We start from the raw sequence: 22,465 nt of genomic DNA, 5'->3' as shown, positions 1-22,465 counted from the left end.
AAGTATCAACCGCTGATCATAATCAGCGTAATCGCGTGCGGAATAGTTTTTTATTTTTAGGCTGTAACATCCGTTCATAAACCATCCCGGCATGATTAGCACTGAACTTAAAGAGAGAACAAAAGACGCGCACATGGCGCTTGAAAAAATAGTAGTAGAACATTTGAAAGCTATACAGACGCGTGAAGACTATACACGTCTGCTAAAATATTTTTATGCGTTCTTCCAAGAGGTAGAGAAAGCTATAGCTCCGTTTGTAACCAGCGAAGTAGTGCCCGACTATAGCGAGAGGCGCAACGCAAGCCACCTGAAAGCAGATATAGAAGTGTTGGGAGGCGATGTTGGTAAAGATATGCCGCAGGCTGCCGCACCATCGATCACAAATAAATACCAGGCACTCGGTGCACTATATGTTATGGAAGGATCGGTGCTGGGCGGAAGGACCATTGTGAAAATGCTCGGGAAAAGTAATATCAGCACCGGAATTTCTTTCTTCTCTGGCTATGGCGAAAATACACCGGTGCTGTGGGGGCGCTTTATAGAATTGCTGAATCAGCAAATCACGCGCGAGGAGCATAAGCAGGAAGCTATACAGGCTGCGAAAGATACCTTTGATCTGTTTGCTGTTACCTTTCGCGATACTGCTGTACTGCAACGGTAATACGATACTATATCTAGTCAGGATTCTTTTTTAATCACCGGAAAGTATAGTTCGAAAGTAGCTCCGTTGGTGCTGCCGATAGCAACTATCTTTCCAAGATGATTCTCCATAACTTTTTTACAAATGGCTAGTCCGATGCCGGTGCCCTGAAAGTCATCGCTATGCAGACGTTGAAATACATCGAATATTTTTTCGTTGTGAGCGTTGCTGAACCCTATACCATTATCGGAGACGGTTACTTTGTTGTAGTGTATATTCTCAATCGTTACGTCAGCTGCCTTTATTTCAATTTCGGGTATATTGTCTTTTTTGGCGAACTTAAAACTGTTGTCGATGAGATTTACAAATAGCTGCGCTAGCTGAAACGGTATACCTTTAACGGTTGGCAGGTTTAATACTTTGATGGAAGCTTTAGTTTCTTCCATGTCAGTTTCAAATTGTCGTGCTACATCTTGTACAACATCGTTGAGATTAACTTGTTTAAAAGCTTCATTCGGACTACTGATGTTCAGTTTCGAATATTCCAGCAAATCGGTAATCAGTTGTTGCATGCGAGTAGCAGACTTCTGCATTCTGCCCACGAAATCAAGAATCGTAGGAGACGCTTCGTTGCCGGAGCGAAGTATACGCGAAGCAAAGATCTGTATTTTTCGCAGCGGTTCTTTCAGGTCGTGTGTACCGATCCAGTTTATATTCGCTAACTCTTCATTTGCCTTTTTTAAACTATTGGTGAGCTGTATATAGCGTTTCTCTTCTTCCTTCAGGTACATGGAGTAAAATTGTCCCTGAAGCAAGTGTGCTAATTTAGCGGCAGCGTTCCGTTCGGGAGTTTTCCAATCTATACTTAGATTTTTTACTTTCTCCTGCCACAGCTCGAACGACTTTCGCGGTGTTAATCGTGCACCCGGATCTTCGCTGTCTCCCTTCGTAGGATTACCTGCCCAATTTATCGTTGCATCCATTTCGGAGCGAAACCATATGATGCCATCCTTGTCGGTATTGCCTAAATTATGATATAAAATTCCGGATGCTATTCTTCCGTATGCCAACGCAGGATGGAAATGTTGAGACAGTGCATCGGTTGAATAACTTCCGTCAGCCGACTGGCTGATGAGCCAGGGCAACAATTCTTTGATTTGTTCCTGTGTGGGCGTTGATCGCGATAGTGCAATGATGCCGTTACGAATTACAGCAACTCCGTTGGCGTTGGGTATATCTGCAATTCTGTGTAGTATATCGGGTTGTGCTAAGAAATTATCAGACTTCGCTATATTTTTTAACAAACGATCGAGTCGTACATCGAGTATACCTGCCAATTCGTTTTCAGCGGCCGACTCGCGCACCGATATCTGTGAAGTCAGGAAGTGTCCCTGAAGCTGTGCTGCCAGCCGGGTATAGAACGGAACCTGCTTGGGCGCATAGTGGTGGCATGCAATCAGACCCCAGAGCTTCTTATTTTCAATCAGCGATATGGTGAGCGTTGCACCAACACCCATGTTCTTGAGATACTCGATGTGCAGAGGCGATACACTTCGAAGTATAGCATGGCTCATATCTAACTGTTGCGTACCGGCTCCATTATCAAGCGTGAGTACAGGCACCGGCATATAGTGCACATCAACAATAATGCGCAGCAGATTTTTCAGGTATAGCTCCCGCGCTTGTACCGGTATATCCGTGTGCGGATAATGATGGCCGAGAAAGCTTTGTATATCATCACGTTTACTTTCGGCAAACACTTCTCCATTGTAGTCTTTATCGAACCGATAGATCATAACACGGTCGTAACCGGTTATACTTCGTGTCTCATCGGCTATAGACTGACAAACTTCCTGCAGACTTTCGGCTTGCTGTATGTTACGTACAAATCGCTTGGTCTGGTTAAACTGATCCGTAACGGTAAGGCTGCCATCCGGGTATTGCTCAAACTCAAGGGTGTATAAATCGTCTACCTTATGTGCTGTTACGTTGAACTCGGCACCGGTAATGGTACAGGCAAAGCTGGTGTCGAATAATTCGTTGGTAAGATAGTATTCCAGTCGTGTGCAGTCATCTGCCGAGAGCATATCACAAACCGGTTTGCCGAGTATAGATATAGCTTTCCGGTTCAGTATATCCATACAATTGGCACTGCAATAGCGTACCCTATGCTGCGGACTTGAATCGACTGTAATTAAAAAGCCATGCGGTTGAATTGCACCGGGAATGTGAATAGGCTCCTGATCACAACTTTCTATTGACTGATTTTCTTTGTTAACAATATCAACTACTCTCATTTTACACTTTCAAACTCTTGAAGACAATTTTCGATAGCGATCTTCAGGTCAAGGAAGTCAGGAGGTTTAACAATATATTTGTTGGCTCCAAGTGAGTATGATTTGGATATAACATCTCTTGATTCCGAGGTCGAAAACATAACCACCGGTTTGTCTTTCAGTTGCTGACTTGCTCTGATTTCTGCCAGGCACTCAAAGCCATTCTTCACCGGCATATTTATATCCAGGAATGTGATGTGTGGAATTATATTCTTCTCACTCAAAAGATTAAAAAACTCTTCACCGTTTCCGGCCTTGTACAAAGTCAGTGCAGATGCAGAGGCGTCCTTGATTTCCTGAAATGCCTCACTGAATAACATCTGATCATCAGAGTCGTCATCGACATAAAAGATATTAATGGGAGCGGGCATTTTTCTTTATAAATCTTTCTAACTACTTGAATTTTTTTAAAAGAATAAAACGATTTTTGATAAAAGGCATTGTGTATAGTCGCTGTTCGACTTGTGTTCATTTTCGTTGTTTCCAGGCACGTGAAATATACTATCGCGAAAAGTGTTTCGTATTTTCCACACTTCGTGTCTTTTTACTTTCTTGCTGTCTCATAGCATTGTTCATACGTGATAAAGCTATAGTAACCTACATTATTACGAAGTACTCATGGTAAATATTGTGCTCGTTCTCAGTTGCCTGGGCGTAGTGCAGGCGCTTCTTTTATGTGCGTACCTGTTTTCATTAAAGGATAAGAAGGCAAATATAGTACTCGCTTGTATGCTGCTGGCGCTTGTCATGGTGGTTGGTAAATCAGTTGCCAGCAACTACATGATGGTAGCCCTGTGGCTACGCAACCTGGGCATTGCCGGAAAGTTACTCACGGGGCCATTTCTCTGGCTTTATGGCAAAATACTTTTTGAGCGGAGAGATTTTTCGCAGCGCGACTTTATTCACATTATTCCATTTATACTCTATGCGTTGTTTTGCTGGGCTATTCCTAACGCTACTGATTTTACCTCGTACCTCATGGCTTCGCTGGTATTTGCACACCTGGCGGTATACCTGTTGTTTTGCTGGCGTTACATTCTCAATAACCTGCAAGGTGCCAGGTTGTTGCCGTGGTATCGGAATATAGTGTTGGGTGTTACCATCCTCTGGTTTTTGTACGTTGGCATTTTTGTAGGCGTTATTCCGGTATATATACTGGGGGCTGTCTTCTTTTCATTTCTCATCTATATATTCTCGTACCTGTTGCTGAAGCGACATGTGTTTAACCTGCAGAAATATACCAACACCGCGATGAGTACCGAAGCATCAGCTAATTTGTTGAAACATTTAAAACAGTTATTCGAAGAAAAAGAGATCTATCTGGATAGTGCGATTTCTGTAAAGTCCGTTGCCGAAGGTCTTGGTGTGAGTCCGCGCGAAGTGTCGCAGGTGATCAACGAAAGCGTGCAAATGAATTTTTCGGAGTTCGTGAATTATCATCGCATTGTAAAAGCCAAATCGCTGCTGGCCCATCCGGACTATTGGCAACAGAAGATCGAAAGCATTGCGTACGACTGTGGTTTCGGAAACGTTACGTCATTCAACCTCGCTTTCAAAGCCGACACGGGACTGACGCCTTCGCAGTATCGAAATCAATTCAAAGTGGCCTGACTTTGTTCGAAACCAACTTTTTTGCTTTAACAATCGCGATTATTAAAGACTTCTGACGTGATATACCGGATTCTTGCCAGAAAAAAAGATATGAATCTGGCAAACGTATATCAACCGTTTCGAAAAAAAGTACAACAAATTTTTGGGCTCGTGCCGGTGCTGCTGTCGCTGGCGGGTTACGCGCAAGACTTGCACAGCGTGAGCGGTAAAGTGCTGAGCCGGGATGGCGAGGTGCTGATGGGTAACGTGGTGGCGCTGTCGGTTAAGGACTCGAGTTTTCTGAAGGGCAACAGTTTTTTGGACGGCGATTTTGAACTGGCAGGTTTGGACAGGCGAGAGGTGTTGCTAAAATTGACCTCGCTGCAGTTTAAGGACACCGTGTTTCGCGTGGTGTTTAACGAAAAGCAATCTGTACAACTGGGGGTGATTGTGGTGAATGATGGGATGCGCGTGCTCGATGCTGTAGAAATTGTAGGTGAAGTTCCGTTGTTCAGCGCGCGGCCTGATGGCGTGCTGCAGGTAAATGTTGCCAACACGGTGCTGGCCACCAGCAGCTCGGTGAACGAGATATTGACCCGAACTCCGCAGGTAACAATTGACGATGATGGTATATCTGTTTTTGGGAAAGGGCAAGCTATAATTTACCTGAACGGTAAGCGCATTACCAATGAACGACTCGCTGCCATTTCGGCCAGCCAGGTAAAGAGCATCGAAGTTATTTCCAATCCCTCGGCTATATATGATGCCGAGGGCAAGGCAGTGATCAACATCATTACAAAAGATAATCTGCAGGATGGTTACCGGATATCCGCACAGCAACAGGTAACATGGTCAGACATGGCGGGTATTGCTTCGAGCTCTATTCTTAATTTTAACTACAAACGAAGAAAAGTAGATGTATCCGGTAATTATGATTTGAGACTGGGCAATGATGCCGAACTGCTCTATACTTCGCGTGTGCGGCCCGCGCAGGAGGATTACCTGCATTCGGATTTAATATGGGATTTTCAGCGTGATTTCCGAAATGTATCGAAATATAGTCTGGGAGCATCGTACGATCTGAACGGAAAAGGCTACGCCTCGGTAGAGTATAACGGCTCATACGAACGTACGGATGACCTGACCCGAAACCGGAATCACATTGTAACACTTGATGAAGATGGTTTATATACTTCGCGCGTTAGTCGTGACGGACTGATTCGCAATAATTCCGTTACCGTAAATTTATTTACGATCATGGATAGTCTGGGATCGTCTTTCTTTATCGGTGGCCAGTTATCAAAGTATACTGCAACCTTGCTCGATAATATTGATGAAGATAATGTAGTGAACAACGAGGAAGTTTCGCGTCTGCTGAAAAGCAACCAGAACAGTGACATCACCATTATAAACCCACAGACCGATTTTGTGAAAGTATATACCGGTGGTAATCGGTTAAGTATAGGTGCGAAGCTGAGCTATGCAAAAATCGAATCGCATCTCAGGTTTTACCGGGCTAATAATGAAAATGAATACGAGTTTGATCCCGTACGTTCAAATGATTTTGAATATGAAGAGACTGTACCCGCGGCCTATGTTCAGTATGATGGTTTGCTCGGTAAAACTATATCCTACGGACTCGGTTTGCGTAGCGAGTGGACGCGGTATACCTTGAATACCACCGTTCAGGACAACGGTATGTTTCGTTCATCGTACATAAACGTTTTTCCGAATGCACAGATGAGCATCGCGCTGGATAAGGTAAAGCTGCGTGCTGCCTATACCTCGCGCATTACGCGACCATCTTACCAGTCGTTAAGTCCGTCACTGATATACCAGGATGCTTTTACCTCCATTGAAGGAAACCCGGAACTACGCCCTGAAAAGACGCATGCATTTGAAATGGGCGCTGCGCTCCATGCATTTGATTTCAAGGTTGGGTATAATTATACAATTGATCCGATGAGTGGTGCTGCCCTGCGGGGTGATAACGACAAGAGCTATGTTCTGAAAAACCTGAACTTCAGAAGCGGCCATTTATACTTTGCAACGTTGTCGGCTTCGTTTAGCACATCGTGGCTTACCTCTACCAATACCGTAAGTGTGAGCTATAACAAGTTAACGGATGATCAGTATGGCTATAAACAGGTTGGTGTACGCCCGCAAATATATATTTACTCCAGCAACAAGATCAACGTTGGCAACATTGTTACCGTGAACTTGATCGGCTGGTACCTGGGAGAGAAGTATTACAGTTTACGTTACAATAAAAGCAGATCCATTGTGGCGGTGGGGGTTGAACGGGAGTTTCTTCACAAGGCAATCAAATGTACGCTTACGGCAAACGATATATTTCATACCAACCATGCAGCCGGCACGTACGATGTGGGCGAGACCTTTGTTACCTACAACCGCCTGTATAACCTGAACTATTATCGCTTTGCCCTTACCTATACCTTTGGTCAGTTGAAAAAGATACAGTATAAAAGTAAATCTACAGGCGAGGCGGAGAATAGCAGGGTGCGGTAATGTTTTATATGGACCATTGAATAATTATCTGCTGATAGCATTAGGAATACTGCCGGATATTTGTTAAGTTTTATATTGCAATGACCTATAAAAACGAACATGAAGTCTGTTTTTGATACCACTACACGGGAGGAATTGGTAACAAGAATAAAATCCTTAACTCCGCAGAATAACGCACAATGGGGTAAAATGAATGCCTATCAAATGGTAAAGCATGGCACATTGCATGAAGATATGGTGTTGGGGAAGCTGAAGATCAACCGTGTTTTTATTGGACGTTTAATTGGCGGTATGCTGCTGAAGAAAGTATTGAAAGATGATAAACCTTTCGGTAAGAATTCTCCCACAAGCTCATTGCTGAAAACTCTTAACGAGAACGGTGACATTGAACAACAGAAAAAAGAATGGATAGACAGGCTTGAACAGTACGCCAGTTATACCGATCCTGATTTTATTCATCCCTTTTTCGGACCCATGACGAAAGATCAGATCGGATTCTTTGCCTATAAACACGTAGATCATCATTTGAGACAATTTGGTGCATAAAAAATTGTATGTTGCGAAACTTGCTGTATTAATTTAATATAGTGAACTGAAATTTATATAGTTACCCTAAAGCAGCAGCAGCATTAATATGAACAACGAAATATATCCCATCAGGAACCGAAGGGAACGTACGCGGATAGAGGTTGAAGAAAAGAAAGTTACCGGAAGGGGTTGATTTCGAATTTATTTTCGAACTTCAGGAGTGCAGTACATCGGAGCTATTTTATATTTATTGGCAAGGTACAGAGCAAACATTATGCTTCTGATGATGGCATTGTTGCCAACGATGCACGGGTTGTGTCAGCAAAAGTCTTTGCCTCCTGTTTACGTATATAGCAATACATTTACAAGTGAACAGGGACTGTCGCAAAACAGTATTGCCTGCATAACTAAAGACCGCGATGATTTTATATGGATAGGTTCTGCTGACGGCCTTAATCGCTTTGATGGATATTCTTTTAAACACTTCAGTCATTCAGATCAGGATTCAACAAGTCTTAGTAACGATGTAATCCGAAATCTTCTGGTAGATAGCAAGGGGCGTCTATGGGCAGGTACATATAGCGGCCTTAATCTCTACGACAGTGAAAAAGAAAACTTTCGACAGTTTCTGGCAAGTCGCGCAGATAAAAATACCATCAGCCAGAATACTATACTTTGCCTCCTGGAAGATCGGCATCATAATCTTTGGGCGGGCACGTATTGGGGCCTGAACAAAATAAACCTTGAGACATTTGAGATCACCCGGTACTTTTATCGTACCGATGGAACAGGGCTGTCTGACAACGCTGTGACTGCTTTGCTGGAAGACAGGAACGGAAAGATATGGGTGTGCACTGCCGGAGGAATTAACATCATCGGTGCAAAGGGTATAGAGACTACTATACGTCCGAGTACCGCACCCGATGGATTGACTTCCACGCTGCTCGTAAATGTAGTGCAGGATTCTACGGGCACTATATATTTTGGTTCGAATGGAGGGGGGGTGTTGTGCCTGGAAAATGAAGAGGACCGGACGTTCGAGTACTTTGTTCATGTGGCGGATAAACCATCGCTGGGTTCCAATATTATATCCTCTATAGCCATCGATCGCAACGGTGTGCTTCTTGTTGGTACGGATGGTGCCGGGCTATACAGATATGAAGGTAACAACAGTTTTACACAGATTCTCACGCGCGAAACCCGCATCCTCCACAATGGAAGTTTACACGGTATTTATGTTGATGATCAGAATAATTACTGGGTAGGACTCTTTGGTGCGGGTGTCACGTTTATATCCGGGGCGCGGCCACGCTTTGAGCATTACCGGTACTTCGATGAGAATATGGAGAGTATCGGGAAGAATTCTGTGCTGGCCATTACAGAAGATCATGATCATAAAATATGGATTGGAACGGATGGTGCAGGGTTGTATAAATTTGATCCGGTTACAAAGCAGTTTACACCATATTTACATTCTCCAAAAAATAAAAACAGCATCAGTACCAACGTGGCCAAGTCGCTGCTGGTAGATAGCAGGAATAACCTATATATAGGCACGTTTGCCGGGGGGCTGAATTATTTCGATACCAAGTCAAAAACATTTTCGCGATACCTGCATATACCCGGAGATACAACAAGCATCAGTACCAATCACGTATGGTCACTTCTGGAAGATGATAATAGGATATATGTAGGGCAGTTGGGCGGACTCGATGAGTTTCTTCCGGAAAGCAAAGTGTTTAACAAGCTCGTTATAACAGGCAGCAATACTGTAACCACACAAACGGCATCGGTTTTTTGTATACGTAGAGACCGGCAAGGGTATATATGGATGGGAACGCGCCTCGCAGGTATTCATCGGTATGATCCTCGTACACGTACATTCAAGTCTTTTCTGAATATACCAGGCGACTCACTGAGTATGCCTACAAACGAGATTATCGCATTTTCGCTTGATGCCCAGGGTAAACTTCTTGTAGGCACCGATAACAAAGGTTTGCTACGGTTTGACCCGGAAACACTTACCTATACGCAGCTTCTTCCAGACTTTCGCGAACGGAATATAACTTCTGTCCTGGAAGACGATTCTCATAATTTGTGGTTTACAACTTTCGATGGTCTTCACCGGTATGATCCGAAAACAGATAAAGTTTTCGACTTTACGGTTGCTGATGGATTGCAGGGCGTACAATATAACGAAGACGCAAAATTTAAAAGTTCAGCGGGTGATTACTACTTTGGCGGTACAAACGGTCTCAACGTTTTTCGTCCTGAAAAAGTATTGGAAGATCACAGCAAGCCTCGCGTTGTCTTTACAAAGCTCAGCCTCTTCCACGATGCCGTGCAAATGAATGATAAAACGAAGCTGCTCACCAAGAGTATATCCAAGTTAAAAACGATTACGTTTCAACCGGATCAAAATGTATTCTCGATCGAGTTTGCCTGTCTCGAATATAAATTCCCCAAGAAGAATAAATATCGTTACTACCTGGAAGGCTTCGATAATGGCTGGAACAATATAAATGAAAGCCGGATTGCAACCTATACCAATTTGCCGCCGGGCGGATATACCTTAAAAGTAAGTGCTACCAATGGTGACGGCTATTGGAATGATGAGGCTGCAAGCATCGAGATTATTGTTATACCTCGCTGGCACCAACGGTTGGGTGTGAAGGTTGCGTTAGCGATGCTGCTGGTTGTGTTCACCATGGTAATTATACACATCCGTACAAATTTTCTGTTTCAGCAAAAACGAAAACTGGAGCACCTGGTAACGTTGCGTACACAGGTGGTAGAGTCGCAGAAAGAAGAGATCAAGGACAAGAACGAAAAACTGGAACAAGCGTACGAAGAAGTAAACTCCGTGAATGAAGAACTGCAGCGGGTTAACACAAATCTTGAAAAGCTTGTCGAGAACCGTACAGAAGAATTGAAACTCACCATCAAGCAGCTAATTGAGACAGATAAAGGGCTTGATACATTTTTATATAGGTCCAGTCATGACTTGCGCGGTCCTATAACATCCTTGCTTGGTTTGGCACGTTTGGCTAAAATGCAGAACCAGCAAACAGATTTAGATAATTACTTTGCTAATATAGAAGGTACAGCAGGTCGCATGTTACGACTTCTCGGCAGGTTAAGCGATACCGGCTCGCTCTTCCGCACCAAACGTAACACAGAGATCATTCACGCAGATGAATTTATTCAAACCCTGCGAAGCCAGATCAATAGTTTAAATACCAATAACGCAGTACACGTAGAAATTGAAAACAAAATAGGAGTATCCTTCGAAGGCGATTCGGTTTTGTTGAATCATATCGTTATAAACCTGATGGAGAACAGTATTATCTTCAGAAAGGAAAGCGAGCCGTTTGTGAAATGTATACTGAGCCAGGAAAATCAACAGTTGGTTCTCCAGGTAATTGATAATGGGATCGGTATACCGGAGGAATTGCGCGACCGTATATTCGATATGTTCTACCGTGGTTCCGAGAAATCGATAGGCAATGGATTAGGACTATTTATCACCAAGAAAGCGCTCGAAATACTGGGTGGCACGATCGAGATCGAAAGTGAACGACATAAGTATACCACCGTCACCGTTCGTATACCCCTCAATTATACCGATATACCTTCTGCGGTAAATTCTGCTTCATGACAGCTTGAAGAAGGGTAACATTCCATAAAAAGTTAGTTCACCACTTCTGCGAGAATGGTAAGTTCAGATCCGATCTTGAGTTTACGTGCCTCGAGGTTTTTGATGCTTATGGTAAATCCCAACCGGTCATCATCCTGAATGAAGAAATTTATACAAGCTCCTTTTTTTGCCAGACCATCACGTTGTGTGATGATCAGTACCGGTTTATCTTTTATTGTGTTGATGATTTGTTCCAGGTCTTTGCTTTTGGCATCGGGTATATAAAGCATCTCACAATCGGTAATGCTCTTGGCATCCATCACTTCTGTTACCACGATCGATTTTCCATTGGGAGTCTTTTTCACCAGGGCAAGCTTTTTCAGTTCAGCGCTGATCGGAGAATTACCATATACAATAATTCTGAAATCGCCTACAGGTGTTGGCCAGTTTGTATACTTCATAAAGTTATACATAAACAATACCTGTGCTTTATAGTCTACCGATTGCGCCTGGCTTGAAACACCGGAACATAGCAGTATAGCAAATACAACTATATACTTAGCCTTCGATTTCATACGCTACCGGGAGTTTAAGGTATAGGTTAATCTCAGCATGAATTCCCGCGACATGGAAGGGTAGGAGCCCGTTACCGTAAAGTATGGCGACAGGTAGTTATAGTTTTTGTTAAACAGGTTGTAGGCTCCCGCACCACTTTCAAGTCCACGCACAGGAGTTTTCCAGTATATATACAGGTTGGCCAGTAAAGCCGGATTCTGTGTAATCAGTTCGTTTTTATAGGTTCCCTGCGTAACGGGAGTTAAATCATAACCATAGCGTTTGCCATAAAAGATTAATGTTGGACTCACGGAGATTTTTCTATGAACGCGCACACTCGCATTCATACTCGCCTTATGTGCCGGGAAGGCCAGCACAACAGCCGTGTTGGCTTCTTCGCCCGAAGGAAGCACTCCGTCACCCGATGTATACTGGCGCGTGGCATACGAGCTGATCTTGCTTAATCCTTTCACTGAGTAGAAAGAGTAATTGGCAACTATATAGCCCCAATGTCTTTTATATCGCCATTCAATTTCCAGTCCACGCGTAGCAGCCTTGTCTCCATTGCTATATATATCCAGGTCACTGTTATATACAATCGGGTTTTTAATAATACTGTTGTATATATTCAGCGTCATTACCAGGTCGTGCGTTAACTGGTAGCCTGTTTCCAGTTCAGCGATGGTTGTTTTCTCCGGTTTCATAGAGCGTGTAGGGCCTGCGTTGCTGGAATCCATCTGTACACCCAGCGCTATATTCTGAATGGTAGGCGCGCGGAAGGAACCGCTGTAAAGGGCTTTGAAATGCCAGCGGTTTATTTTTCGGGTGAGGCCTATACGCGGTACAAAGGCCGATCCGTAGTTCGAGTTATGATCGTATCGTGCACCGAGTATAAGGTTGGCCAGCCGGTGTTTTATCAGCAGTTGCGAGAAGAACGCGTAGTTGTTATAGTGTATGGATTTTACGGCTCCATTGGCAGTTTGAATGGAGTCTTTGTTGTTGGTGGCCTGGTCGCGAAAGAATTCAGAACCGGCCGTTACGTTAATCTTCCTGGATGGATTATATACCAGCAATACTCCGCCCTTTATACGTTCGCCCTGTTCTTTTGAGTAGCTTATACTATCGCTTGTACTTTTTATTTTAGGTGCCTGATGTATATAGCCTATACCGGGTGTAACGGTTAGCTTTCTGGAAATTTTCAGATCGTACTTTACTTCAGATGAAAGTGAAAAATTCTGTGCTGATATAACCATGTTTCCATTCGCATCACTTTCCTCGCGCACCGTTGAACCGTAGTTATCAAAAATTGCTTTGAATGAAAAAGCCTTATGCGAAGCTTTTAAGTTTAGCATAAAAGGATTGGCATCAGCATTACCGATCAGGCTTTGATACGATCCCTGGATGCGGGAAGGGTTGAGGGAACCACCACCGGTACTTCTGGTTTGTACAAATGCACTTCGATCGCCCAGGTTTCCCTGTCCTGCCATACCGGTGAGGCTTATATCCCATTGTTTAACCGTATTGCCTATACCAAACTCTATATTTCTGCGCGCATAGGTGTTACTGGTCTGCCCATAGCTGGCCGTAGCATAGCCTCCTTTCAGATCACTTCCTTTCTTGGTAATAATGTTGATAACACCTAGTTCGGCAAAGCCTCCATATATAGCAGAACCTGGTCCGCGTATTATTTCAATGCGGCTGATGCTGGATACAGAAAAGTGATTGCCAAAAGACAGCGTTGCGGAAAATATATCGTTCATCTGTATACCATCCATCAGGAGTAAAACTTTTCCTTCATTTACCCAGTTGCCTCGTATGCCCAGCCCGATCTTTCCATTGCCATCATACGCAAAGTCGAATCCCGGTATTAACCGGAATACATCAACCAGGTCGCGGGCACCGGATTGTTTGATTTCTTCTTCGGTAACAAGACTTACAATGCCTGGACTTTCGCGTGTCGATAATGTTTTTTGTGATGCAACAGACATCAAAGAGTTGAGGAATTTTTCCAGTTCACTGGATACACCGGACGCTTTTACTTTGTTAAGTTCTTCCAGGCTCATGTCGTAATACCGAGCCAGCGAATCGGTTGATATCGGATCCTGGGCCCAGGCACAGACTATATTTCCGATGAGGAAGACAAACAGCAGAACGTGTTTCATGTTCGAAACGGACAGATTTTAGAGTAGTGAATTATATAGTATACTACCTGATCTTATGGTATCCTGGTAAGCAGAATGACAGCCTTAAAATCAGCTTCTGAACGAAGAAAGCTTTAACAGGCAAACACCGGGACAATTGTAGACGAAGCCGGGAAGAATAGCGTCAATACTTGTTTTCATGAAGAGAAGACCAACTGTATAGCTCAAAACAGTTGGGGTATACACTTTCGGATGCTCCTGTTGCCGAAAAAAAAACAGGCAAGTTCTGATGGAATAGGGTATAGAATATATAGAGAATTTTAATCGTTACAACGCTGATTTGAGCGGATCACAAACGTTTTCGCGAAAACGTTTGTAATGGAGCATCATTTATGGGTTTTGGGCTATAATTCATATCCTGTTCACTCCTTCATTTTCATCTTTAGGTGCCCGTTTAGCCCTTCTCCGCATACTTAATATATATGCCGGCAAGTATATACAGTTGCGGTGCAAGTGCAAGAATTAGTACCAAAACCAAAACCAGATGAAAAGACATTTACTTTTGATCCTGGCATTTATCTGTGCGTGCGCGCTGGAGATAAATGCCCAAACCTTCGTGCATCCCGGTGTACCATTTACTACGGATGATCTCAATCATTTAAAATCAAATCTTACCAAAGAACCGTGGGCTTCCGCGTATGCAGCATTTACGAATGACTATAGATCGAAGCTCACGTATGGCATGCAAGGGCCCTATGTTACAGTAGGGCGAGCTCCCGATGTGAACCGAAACCCATGGATGAACGACATGGTGGCGATTCACAACCTCGCGTTTATGTGGATCTTTACTGGCGATCAGGCCTACGCTCAAAAAGCAACCGGTATACTGGATGCATGGGCTATAACCAACACGCGCTGGACAGGCGATGAAACATTCCTCGATCTTGGCGACTATGCACAATACTATATAACCGGTGCAGATATACTTCGTTCCACGTATCCCGGTTGGACAGCAGACAATGATGCGCACGTGCGCAACTGGTTTGCCAATATACTCTGGAAAGAAGCTGATGTACCTAATCCGCTGCGCGGTCTCAATCAGGGTGCTATACAGATAAAGATTGCTATCGGTATAGCGGCATACCTCGGTGATGCTGCATTATGGCAACAAGCTGTTCAATCCTATCGCACCGATGCAGGAGGAGCATTGCCGAACAGTTTAGGCAATGGTCAGGTCGGTGATGCCGGCCGTGACGAAGGTCACTGGTTTGGACAAGTTGAAGCACTTGCATGGAGTGCTGAAGTAGCATGGAAGCAAGGTATAGATGTGTTTACCGACTTGAATAATCGCGTGTTGGCCACCAGCGAATTATATACAGGCTTTCATGTCAACAGCAGCTCCTATATCAATAACTTTATACCCTTTGGCGGAACTTACGCCTACTATACCGGCTGGGGCTCTTCGGGGTCTGCACCTGCCAGACAATCGATGCTATATAATATTATAGCAAATGCCTATACATTACGTAAAGGTGTAGCGGCACCGAATACAACTTACTATAGAAGTCTGATGGGAGAGAGTGGTCACTCTTTTCTTTTCAGAAGAACGATCGATAATTCAACAGCATCAGCATTAAGTCCTGTGCAGCATCCTGCAACGGTAAATACCACTTCGCTCACGAGTATAGATGTAGGCGAAACAGGACTTGCCGGTAAAGCTATATATAGCAATAGCGCGTGGACACTGCAAGGTGCCGGTGCCGGTGTCCCGGTTCCCCCGCAGTCACAACCGGATGCATTCAATTTTGCATTTCAAAAAATGAATGGCGATGGCGCGATCATCGTGCGTGTTGATACTATACTTACATCTGCCAATGCACAGGCGGGTATTATGTTTCGCGAATCGTTGGAGGAAGACGCACGACATGTAGCACTAGTATTACAACCGAATGGCGGACTATATCTCACCTGGCGAAATGCAACTGCCTGGAGTAAAACAAATATATCGTGGAACAATCCTCCGGGAGGCTACCTGGTACATTTTCAACCAAAGGCTCCATGGTGGCTTAAACTCGAACGAATCAACGACCGCGTTTTTGCATATCACTCGCAAGATGGAGTCAATTGGACTTGTATTGGTATTGTAGTAAGTTCTTTGTCCGCATCTCCGTATGTCGGCTTATATACTACATCTCAAAACCCTTCGTCATTGGTTACAGCTGTGTTTACCAATGTGTCGATGACCAATAGTGCGCCTGCGGGTTCACCAGCTATTACCAGTGCTACGTCAGCAACCGCTACGGTAGGTTCGGCATTTAGTTATGCTATAACAGCATCAGCATCACCAGCAAGTTATAGTGCTTCCGGTTTGCCTGCAGGGTTGAGTATAGATACCAGCACCGGTATTATATCCGGTACACCTACAGCCTTGGGTAAATATCTTGTTACCGTCAATGCTACAAACGCACAGGGTACCGGTTCGGCTGTTGTTGTTATGGATGTATTTAACAATGTAGCACCGGCAGCTCCGGCAAACATGGTGCTGAGCAATACCGCCATCAAACAAGTTACACTTCACTGGGATGCTTCAGCTAATGCCACAAGCTATACCGTGAAACATGCTTTGAATGCCGGTGGACCCTATACCATCATTGCATCTGCCGTAACATCAACAACCTTTACACAGGCAGATGCATTTCCCGGAAACAACTATTATATAGTAACGGCCCTTTCGGGGAATTTGGAAAGTGCTCCTTCTGCGGAGGCTGCCATCACGTTACCTCCTGATATTCCAGGTAAACCAGTTATCACAAATGGCGATGGACAAGTTACATTGCAATGGCCCACGGCCACCGGTGCTGCAACCTATACTATAAAACGTGCTGCCGTTAGTGGCGGATCGTATGCTATACTTGCCAGCAACGTCACAACCACAACGTATGTTGATAGTCCCTTGGTTAATGGTATATATTATTACTATGTAGTATCTGCTGTGATTGGCGATCGTGAAAGCAATAATTCCGAAGAAGAACTGGGTATACCAGGATCCACATCACCGAAGTGGAGCATAGCACCTGTGTCGGGCTTATGGAATATAGCTGACAACTGGGAGGGAGGCATTATTCCGGCAAGCCCCGCTATACTTCGCTTTGACAGCACGAGCATAACAACACTGACGAATGATGTAGCCGATCTGGAAGTAGCGCGCTTTTCATTCGAGTCGGAGGCAAACGCTTATACGATAGCGGGCAATGCCGTGCGCATGGGGAGCGAGGTTATCAATAAATCGGACAACATGCAGGTATTGAATATAGGCATGACGCTGAACGGTCCGTTGCAAGTCAATGCTCCGAAAGGCGCGGTGCGATTGGGAGGTGTTATTGCAGGAACCGGAAGTATAGCCAAGAAAGGTTCCGGCTGGGTATATCTTACCGGAGCGAATACATACTCCGGAGGAACTACGATTCAGGATAGCCAGGGAGGCTGGGGACCGAATGCACCGCTAAATATAGCCGGGGCCGGAACGCTTTCGAATGGTGTGCCCGTAGCCGGTCCGTTGGGTACCGGTGTTGTTACCATGAAGGGGGGTGCTTTGCGAAATGCTGATGCCTATGCGCTTATCTATAATGATATACTGGTGGAAGCAGGTACAAAGAATTTTCTATACTCCGAAGGAGGAGGCTTATTCCTGGCCGGCCGACTAACCGGTAGTGGTACCATTGAACACGATGGTAACGCGTACGATGGCTTGCACCTGAGCGGTAACAACAGCGAATTTACGGGTACATTCATATCCGTAAACCGGAGCAGCAGACACCGCGTGCGCATTGATGCATCATCAGCCGGCAGCGCGAAAGCAAACTGGATTTTGAACAACAGTTTTTCCGATGGCCACCGTCTGAGTTTTAATGATACGATTCAATTCGGTGCACTGTCGGGTGGAGGTCTTATCAATTCATACAATGCACCCGTTATGAATATTGGTGCGCTCAATACCAACACAACCTTTAGCGGTGTAATGGCGAATAGCAACATTGGTGTTGTGAAAGTAGGTACTGGTACATTGAAATTTACCGGCACCAACCTGAACTACGGTGCTACCACCGTGAAGAATGGTATACTGTTGATCAACGGGCCCTATAACAGCGCGGTAACAGTAAGAGGTGGAACGATAGGCGGGAGCGGCACGATCAATAACGTTGTTACTACAGGAACCGGATCGGGAGCAGGATCATCGCTGGCACCCGGTGATGAAACTATAGGACAGCTTACCGTTGGAAATATAGTAACGTTGAAGAGCGATGCTACCTTGCGTGTCGAGTTCAGTGGTAAATCAGCCACCATGGATAAACTTATAGCTAAGGGACTGACGCTCGAAAATGCTGCATTACAATTTACAGATATAGATCCGGGTAATCTCACAGCAGGTGTTTCGTTTATACTTGTAGACAACACCAGCACCAATGCCGTTACCGGTATATTTAATGGTCTTGCAGAACTGGCGCTTGTCCAGGTTGGCGACTACCAGTTTCACATCACCTATAAAGGCGGTGATGGTAATGATATAGTTTTGCTGGATCATCGTACGACACCCGCGCTCATCACCAGTGCACCGACTGCAGCGGGAATGAAAGACCAGGCATTCTCCTATACCATAACAGCCATCAACACTCCATTGAGCTATAGTGCCACCGGCCTTCCGGCAGGTTTAACGGTGAACACAGAGACCGGAGTAATTTCCGGTATACCGACAGAGTCAGGAATTTTTAAAGTACAACTTGGAACGCAGGATGAAAAAGGTTCAGCGTCACTCGAATTAAACCTGACGATACAAACCAACGAAGTTCCTCCGGCTCCTGCTGGATTATCCTCCATAGCCAGGAATAGTTTACAGCTTGATCTTTCCTGGAATCGTTCACCCGTCTCGGCTTTCACACAAACCTATACACTAAAAAGAGCGCAGGTTGAAAGCGGGCCTTATACCATTATTGCACAAAACCTGACGGATACTACCTATTCGGATAAATCGTTAGCCCCGGTTACAGTATATTTCTATGTTGTATCGGCTACGAATGCTATAGGCGAGGGATCGAATTCTGTCGCGATCAGCGATACCACGTTGTTCCCGAATATATCCCCCAAGGTTCATAATGTACTTGCCGTTGGTTCGAATGCAAAAATCAATCTTACCTGGAAGTCATCTTTTGAAGCGGCTTCTTACAATGTTAAACGGTCACTTACAGCAGATGGTATATTCAGTACAATTGCCAATGTAGCAGACACCAGCTATATAGATACAAACATTACCGCTGGCACCACTTACTACTATACTATATCGGCCGTAAATCTCGCAGGTGAAAGTGAACCTTCAGATATGGCCAGTGCCATGGCCGATGCCGCTGCGTATGCATACTGGCCGTTTAACGAAGCACAAGGTACGGTCGCTACAGATTTGTGGAATGCAAAAACAGGAACCTTAACCGGGGCTACGCCTGGCTGGGCATCCGGTGTTTCGGGTTCTGCTGTTAAACTGGCGGGTAGCTCGCACGTTGCATTGCCAAACGGAACCATGAGTACCCTTACGAATTTCACTATATCCACGTGGGTAAAACTCGATGAAAAGCGAACCTGGGAGCGTGTCTTTGATTTTGGATCAGGCACTGCCACCTATATGTTCCTCACAACAACGCACAACGGTGGGGGAGTGCGTTACTCTATTAAATTAAACAATGGCAGCGAACAACAGATCAATTCATCCTATTCTGTGCCACTAAACGTCTGGGTTCACCTGGCTGTAACGCTCAATGGTTCCACCGGTATACTTTATATCAACGGAGAGGAAGTTGGTCGCAATACAGGTATGACTATAAATCCGTCAAGACTGGGTAATACAACACAAACGTGGATTGGCAGATCGCAGTGGGCATCCGATCCATACTTTCATGGAACGATTGATGATTTTCGGATTTATTCCCGTACGTTAAGTGCCCTGGAGATTTCCGGGATGGTAAAAGCAATTGCACCATTACCACCGACAAATGTAATGGTTGTGCGTGCGGGTGATGGAACAGCACTTTCATGGACTCGTTCTAAAGACGCAGATAGTTATACTGTACTGCGAGGTTCTGTTGCCGGTACGTATACAACGATAGCTACCGGAGTAACGGATACACTCTATACTGATCTTGCTCCGCTGAAAGGCAAGAACTACTACGTGGTATACGCAACGCGTAGCAATTTCAGAAGTGTATTGTCCAATGCAGCATTCATCACCATGCCACCTGCTATACCCGGCTATAGCCACGCTTCCGGGTGGAATCATCGTGTTGATTTAAGTTGGGCTGCATCAGCCGGTGCAACAGGTTATGCTGTTAAACGTTCAGCAGGTAGTGAAGGTATATTCACCACGATAGCAACCGTTACGACTACAATTTTCAGTGATACCGCAGTAGTGAACGGTACGCAGTATAATTATACAATTTCTGCAACAAACGAAGGCGGTTCTACCGATGGCGTGCTTGTTAGTGCTATACCGGTAGCGAACGAAGTTGTCAATACATGGCAACATGCTGATGTCGGTGCGACAGGTATATCCGGTAATGCGCGCTATGTGGACGGTATATTTACCATGCACGGTGCCGGTGCGGATGTTTGGGGTACTGCGGATGGATTCCATTTTGCATACCAGGCGCTTACCGGTGACGGTGCTATTGTAGCGCGTGTTACATCATTGGAAAATACCAACACCTTTGCAAAGGCTGGTGTTATGATCCGCGAGACTTTGAATGCCAATGCTAAGCATGCCATGATGGATCTGCGGCCCGATGGTGGTGTCGAGTTTATAAGACGTACCGCTATAGCAGGAAGTTCCGTGTCAACAACAGGGGCTACCTTACTATATCCGCACTGGGTAAAATTGGTACGACAAGGAAACGTATTTTCGGCTTATCGTTCTACGGATGGCAGCAAATGGACACTGGTGGGAACGGAGACCATCGCCATGAATGAGCAGGTATATATTGGTATTGCTACTTGCAGTCATAATACAAGTGTCATTGCAGAAGCGAGCTTCGATCATGTTAATATCGCGACAGTATTGCCAGCGATCAACAGTGCATCTACTGCGAACGGAATGGTGACAATACCGTTTGTATATACTATATCGGCAACGAATATGCCGTACCAGTTCAGCGCAACAGCATTGCCGGATAGCCTGGTGATCGATAAAGAAACCGGTATAATATCCGGTACTCCGGTTGTTGCCGGTACATTCCCGGTTATTATCACTGCTGCCAACGCACTGGGTATTGCAACGGATACACTCACATTAACGATAGCAAAGAAGACACAGTCTGTTTCGTTCGAAGCCCTGGCAGGAAAGAAACTCGGTGACCGCGATTTTCAACTTCACGCATCGGCTACGTCCGGGCTTACTGTTGCATACACCAGTTCAGATACAACAATAGTCACCATTGCGAATGATATAGTTCACATAAAGAAGGAGGGATCCGTAACCATTACGGCTTCACAAAGTGGCAATGAGTTTTATGAGCCAGCTACTGCAGTGAGCCACGAGCTTGTTATCATAAAGCTGCCGCATACTCCGTATGGAGGAACAGCGCGCGTTGTTCCCGGAGTGGTGGAAGCGGAAGACTTTGACATCGGTGGCGAAGGTAAAGCCTATCACGAGACGACTGACTGGAACTTAGGACTTCTCTACCGATGGAATGAAGGCGTTGATATCGAACTATGCAAAGCCGGAGGCTACGATGTATTCCTGACTGCAACGGGCGAGTGGTTGAAATATACTATAGATGTACAGGAAGATGGTAACTATCAGCTTGGTGTATACCTTGCGGATCTTCTTGGTAAAGGAAAGATAAGAATAGAGATTGACGGTGTTGATAAAACCGGAAGTATAGCGCCCGGTAAAACCGGTGGCCTTCAGAAATGGGTTACGCTTAACAGAACCATTAACCTGACCGCTGGACTTCGTGTTGTTACGATATTCTTTGAGTCAGGGGGTATAAGTGTCAACAAGCTTGTGTTCTCGAAGGAAACTTCATCCGCACGTGCGTCAGTTGAAGAAACTGAAATAGGCGAACCGTCCTTGTTCATCTCGATGTATCCTAATCCTGTCGAAGATCATCTTCAGCTTGTTGTTGACGAAACATTAATAGGTGCTGAGGCTTCGGTTATCGATAACCGGGGTGTAAAAATGAAAACGGTCTTCATTCAAAACCCTGTACTCACACTCGATATGACATCCTTTACTTCCGGAGTATATATACTCCGATTAAGTAAAGGTCACGATGTAGTTACACGAAAAGTAATCAAGAAATAAATCAGTTTGGGTTGATTTGGTGTACAGCCCTGGTCACGAAGGTGGTCAGGGCTTACTTATGCCTGATAAGTCAATGTACATTGAGTGACATCTCCCGCATTTCACTTTCCAAATTCCCCACTGACTTAACTCATAGCTTCTGCAAAGTCGTGGAATTCCCTCTAT

10 protein-coding genes are annotated in these 22,465 nt (G+C 44.8%); 6 read left to right on the top strand and 4 right to left on the bottom strand.

The annotated features are described in order from the left end of the window. Positions 1-91: 91 nt before the first annotated feature. Positions 92-661 carry a biliverdin-producing heme oxygenase gene (locus ACFQ21_RS08870; RefSeq protein ID WP_377577825.1) on the top strand — a complete coding sequence of 190 codons (570 nt, stop codon included), beginning with the start codon at positions 92-94 and terminating at the stop codon, positions 659-661. 17 nt (positions 662-678) lie between these two features. Here ACFQ21_RS08870 and ACFQ21_RS08865 read toward each other — a convergent pair whose 3' ends face one another. Continuing rightward, the gene (locus ACFQ21_RS08865; RefSeq protein WP_377577822.1) at positions 679-2,937 is read right to left on the bottom strand and encodes an ATP-binding protein; all 2,259 of its coding nucleotides are present in this window, start codon (positions 2,935-2,937) and stop codon (positions 679-681) included. Further along, a complete protein-coding gene (locus ACFQ21_RS08860; RefSeq protein ID WP_377577819.1) occupies positions 2,934-3,347 on the bottom strand; it encodes a response regulator in 414 nt (137 codons plus the stop codon). The genes ACFQ21_RS08865 and ACFQ21_RS08860 overlap by 4 nt, the downstream gene beginning before the upstream one ends. Positions 3,348-3,594: 247 nt before the next feature. Here ACFQ21_RS08860 and ACFQ21_RS08855 point away from each other — a divergent pair, with 247 nt between their 5' ends. From ACFQ21_RS08855 to ACFQ21_RS08840, 4 genes are all read left to right on the top strand, one after another. Then, entirely contained in the window at positions 3,595-4,587 is a 993-nt protein-coding gene (locus ACFQ21_RS08855) for a helix-turn-helix domain-containing protein (RefSeq protein ID WP_377577815.1), read from the top strand. 90 nt (positions 4,588-4,677) lie between these two features. Next, a complete protein-coding gene (locus ACFQ21_RS08850; RefSeq protein ID WP_377577812.1) occupies positions 4,678-7,095 on the top strand; it encodes an outer membrane beta-barrel protein in 2,418 nt (805 codons plus the stop codon). Positions 7,096-7,194: 99 nt separating this feature from the next. Next, positions 7,195-7,641 carry a DUF1569 domain-containing protein gene (locus ACFQ21_RS08845; RefSeq protein ID WP_377577809.1) on the top strand — a complete coding sequence of 149 codons (447 nt, stop codon included), beginning with the start codon at positions 7,195-7,197 and terminating at the stop codon, positions 7,639-7,641. 256 nt (positions 7,642-7,897) lie between these two features. Then, complete coding sequence (locus ACFQ21_RS08840; RefSeq protein WP_377577806.1) at positions 7,898-11,281, top strand: ligand-binding sensor domain-containing protein; 3,384 nt, start codon at positions 7,898-7,900, stop codon at positions 11,279-11,281. 32 nt (positions 11,282-11,313) lie between these two features. Here the strand turns inward: ACFQ21_RS08840 and ACFQ21_RS08835 are convergent, their stop codons facing one another. Beyond that, complete coding sequence (locus tag ACFQ21_RS08835) at positions 11,314-11,835, bottom strand: YfiR family protein (protein ID WP_377577803.1); 522 nt, start codon at positions 11,833-11,835, stop codon at positions 11,314-11,316. A gap of 3 nt (positions 11,836-11,838) precedes the next feature. Beyond that, positions 11,839-13,977, bottom strand: a complete 2,139-nt coding sequence (locus ACFQ21_RS08830) for a TonB-dependent receptor plug domain-containing protein (protein ID WP_377577800.1) — start codon at positions 13,975-13,977, stop codon at positions 11,839-11,841. A 523-nt stretch (positions 13,978-14,500) separates the two neighbouring features. Between ACFQ21_RS08830 and ACFQ21_RS08825 the strand changes: the two genes are divergently transcribed. Beyond that, entirely contained in the window at positions 14,501-22,300 is a 7,800-nt protein-coding gene (locus ACFQ21_RS08825; RefSeq protein WP_377577797.1) for a LamG-like jellyroll fold domain-containing protein, read from the top strand. Positions 22,301-22,465 lie beyond the last annotated feature (165 nt).

Origin of the sequence: Ohtaekwangia kribbensis (assembly GCF_042676245.1) — a bacterium.
Lineage (GTDB): Bacteria > Bacteroidota > Bacteroidia > Cytophagales > Cyclobacteriaceae > Ohtaekwangia > Ohtaekwangia kribbensis.
The sequence above is the reverse complement of the archived record's forward strand: the minus strand, read 5'-3'. Positions and strand labels throughout refer to the sequence as shown.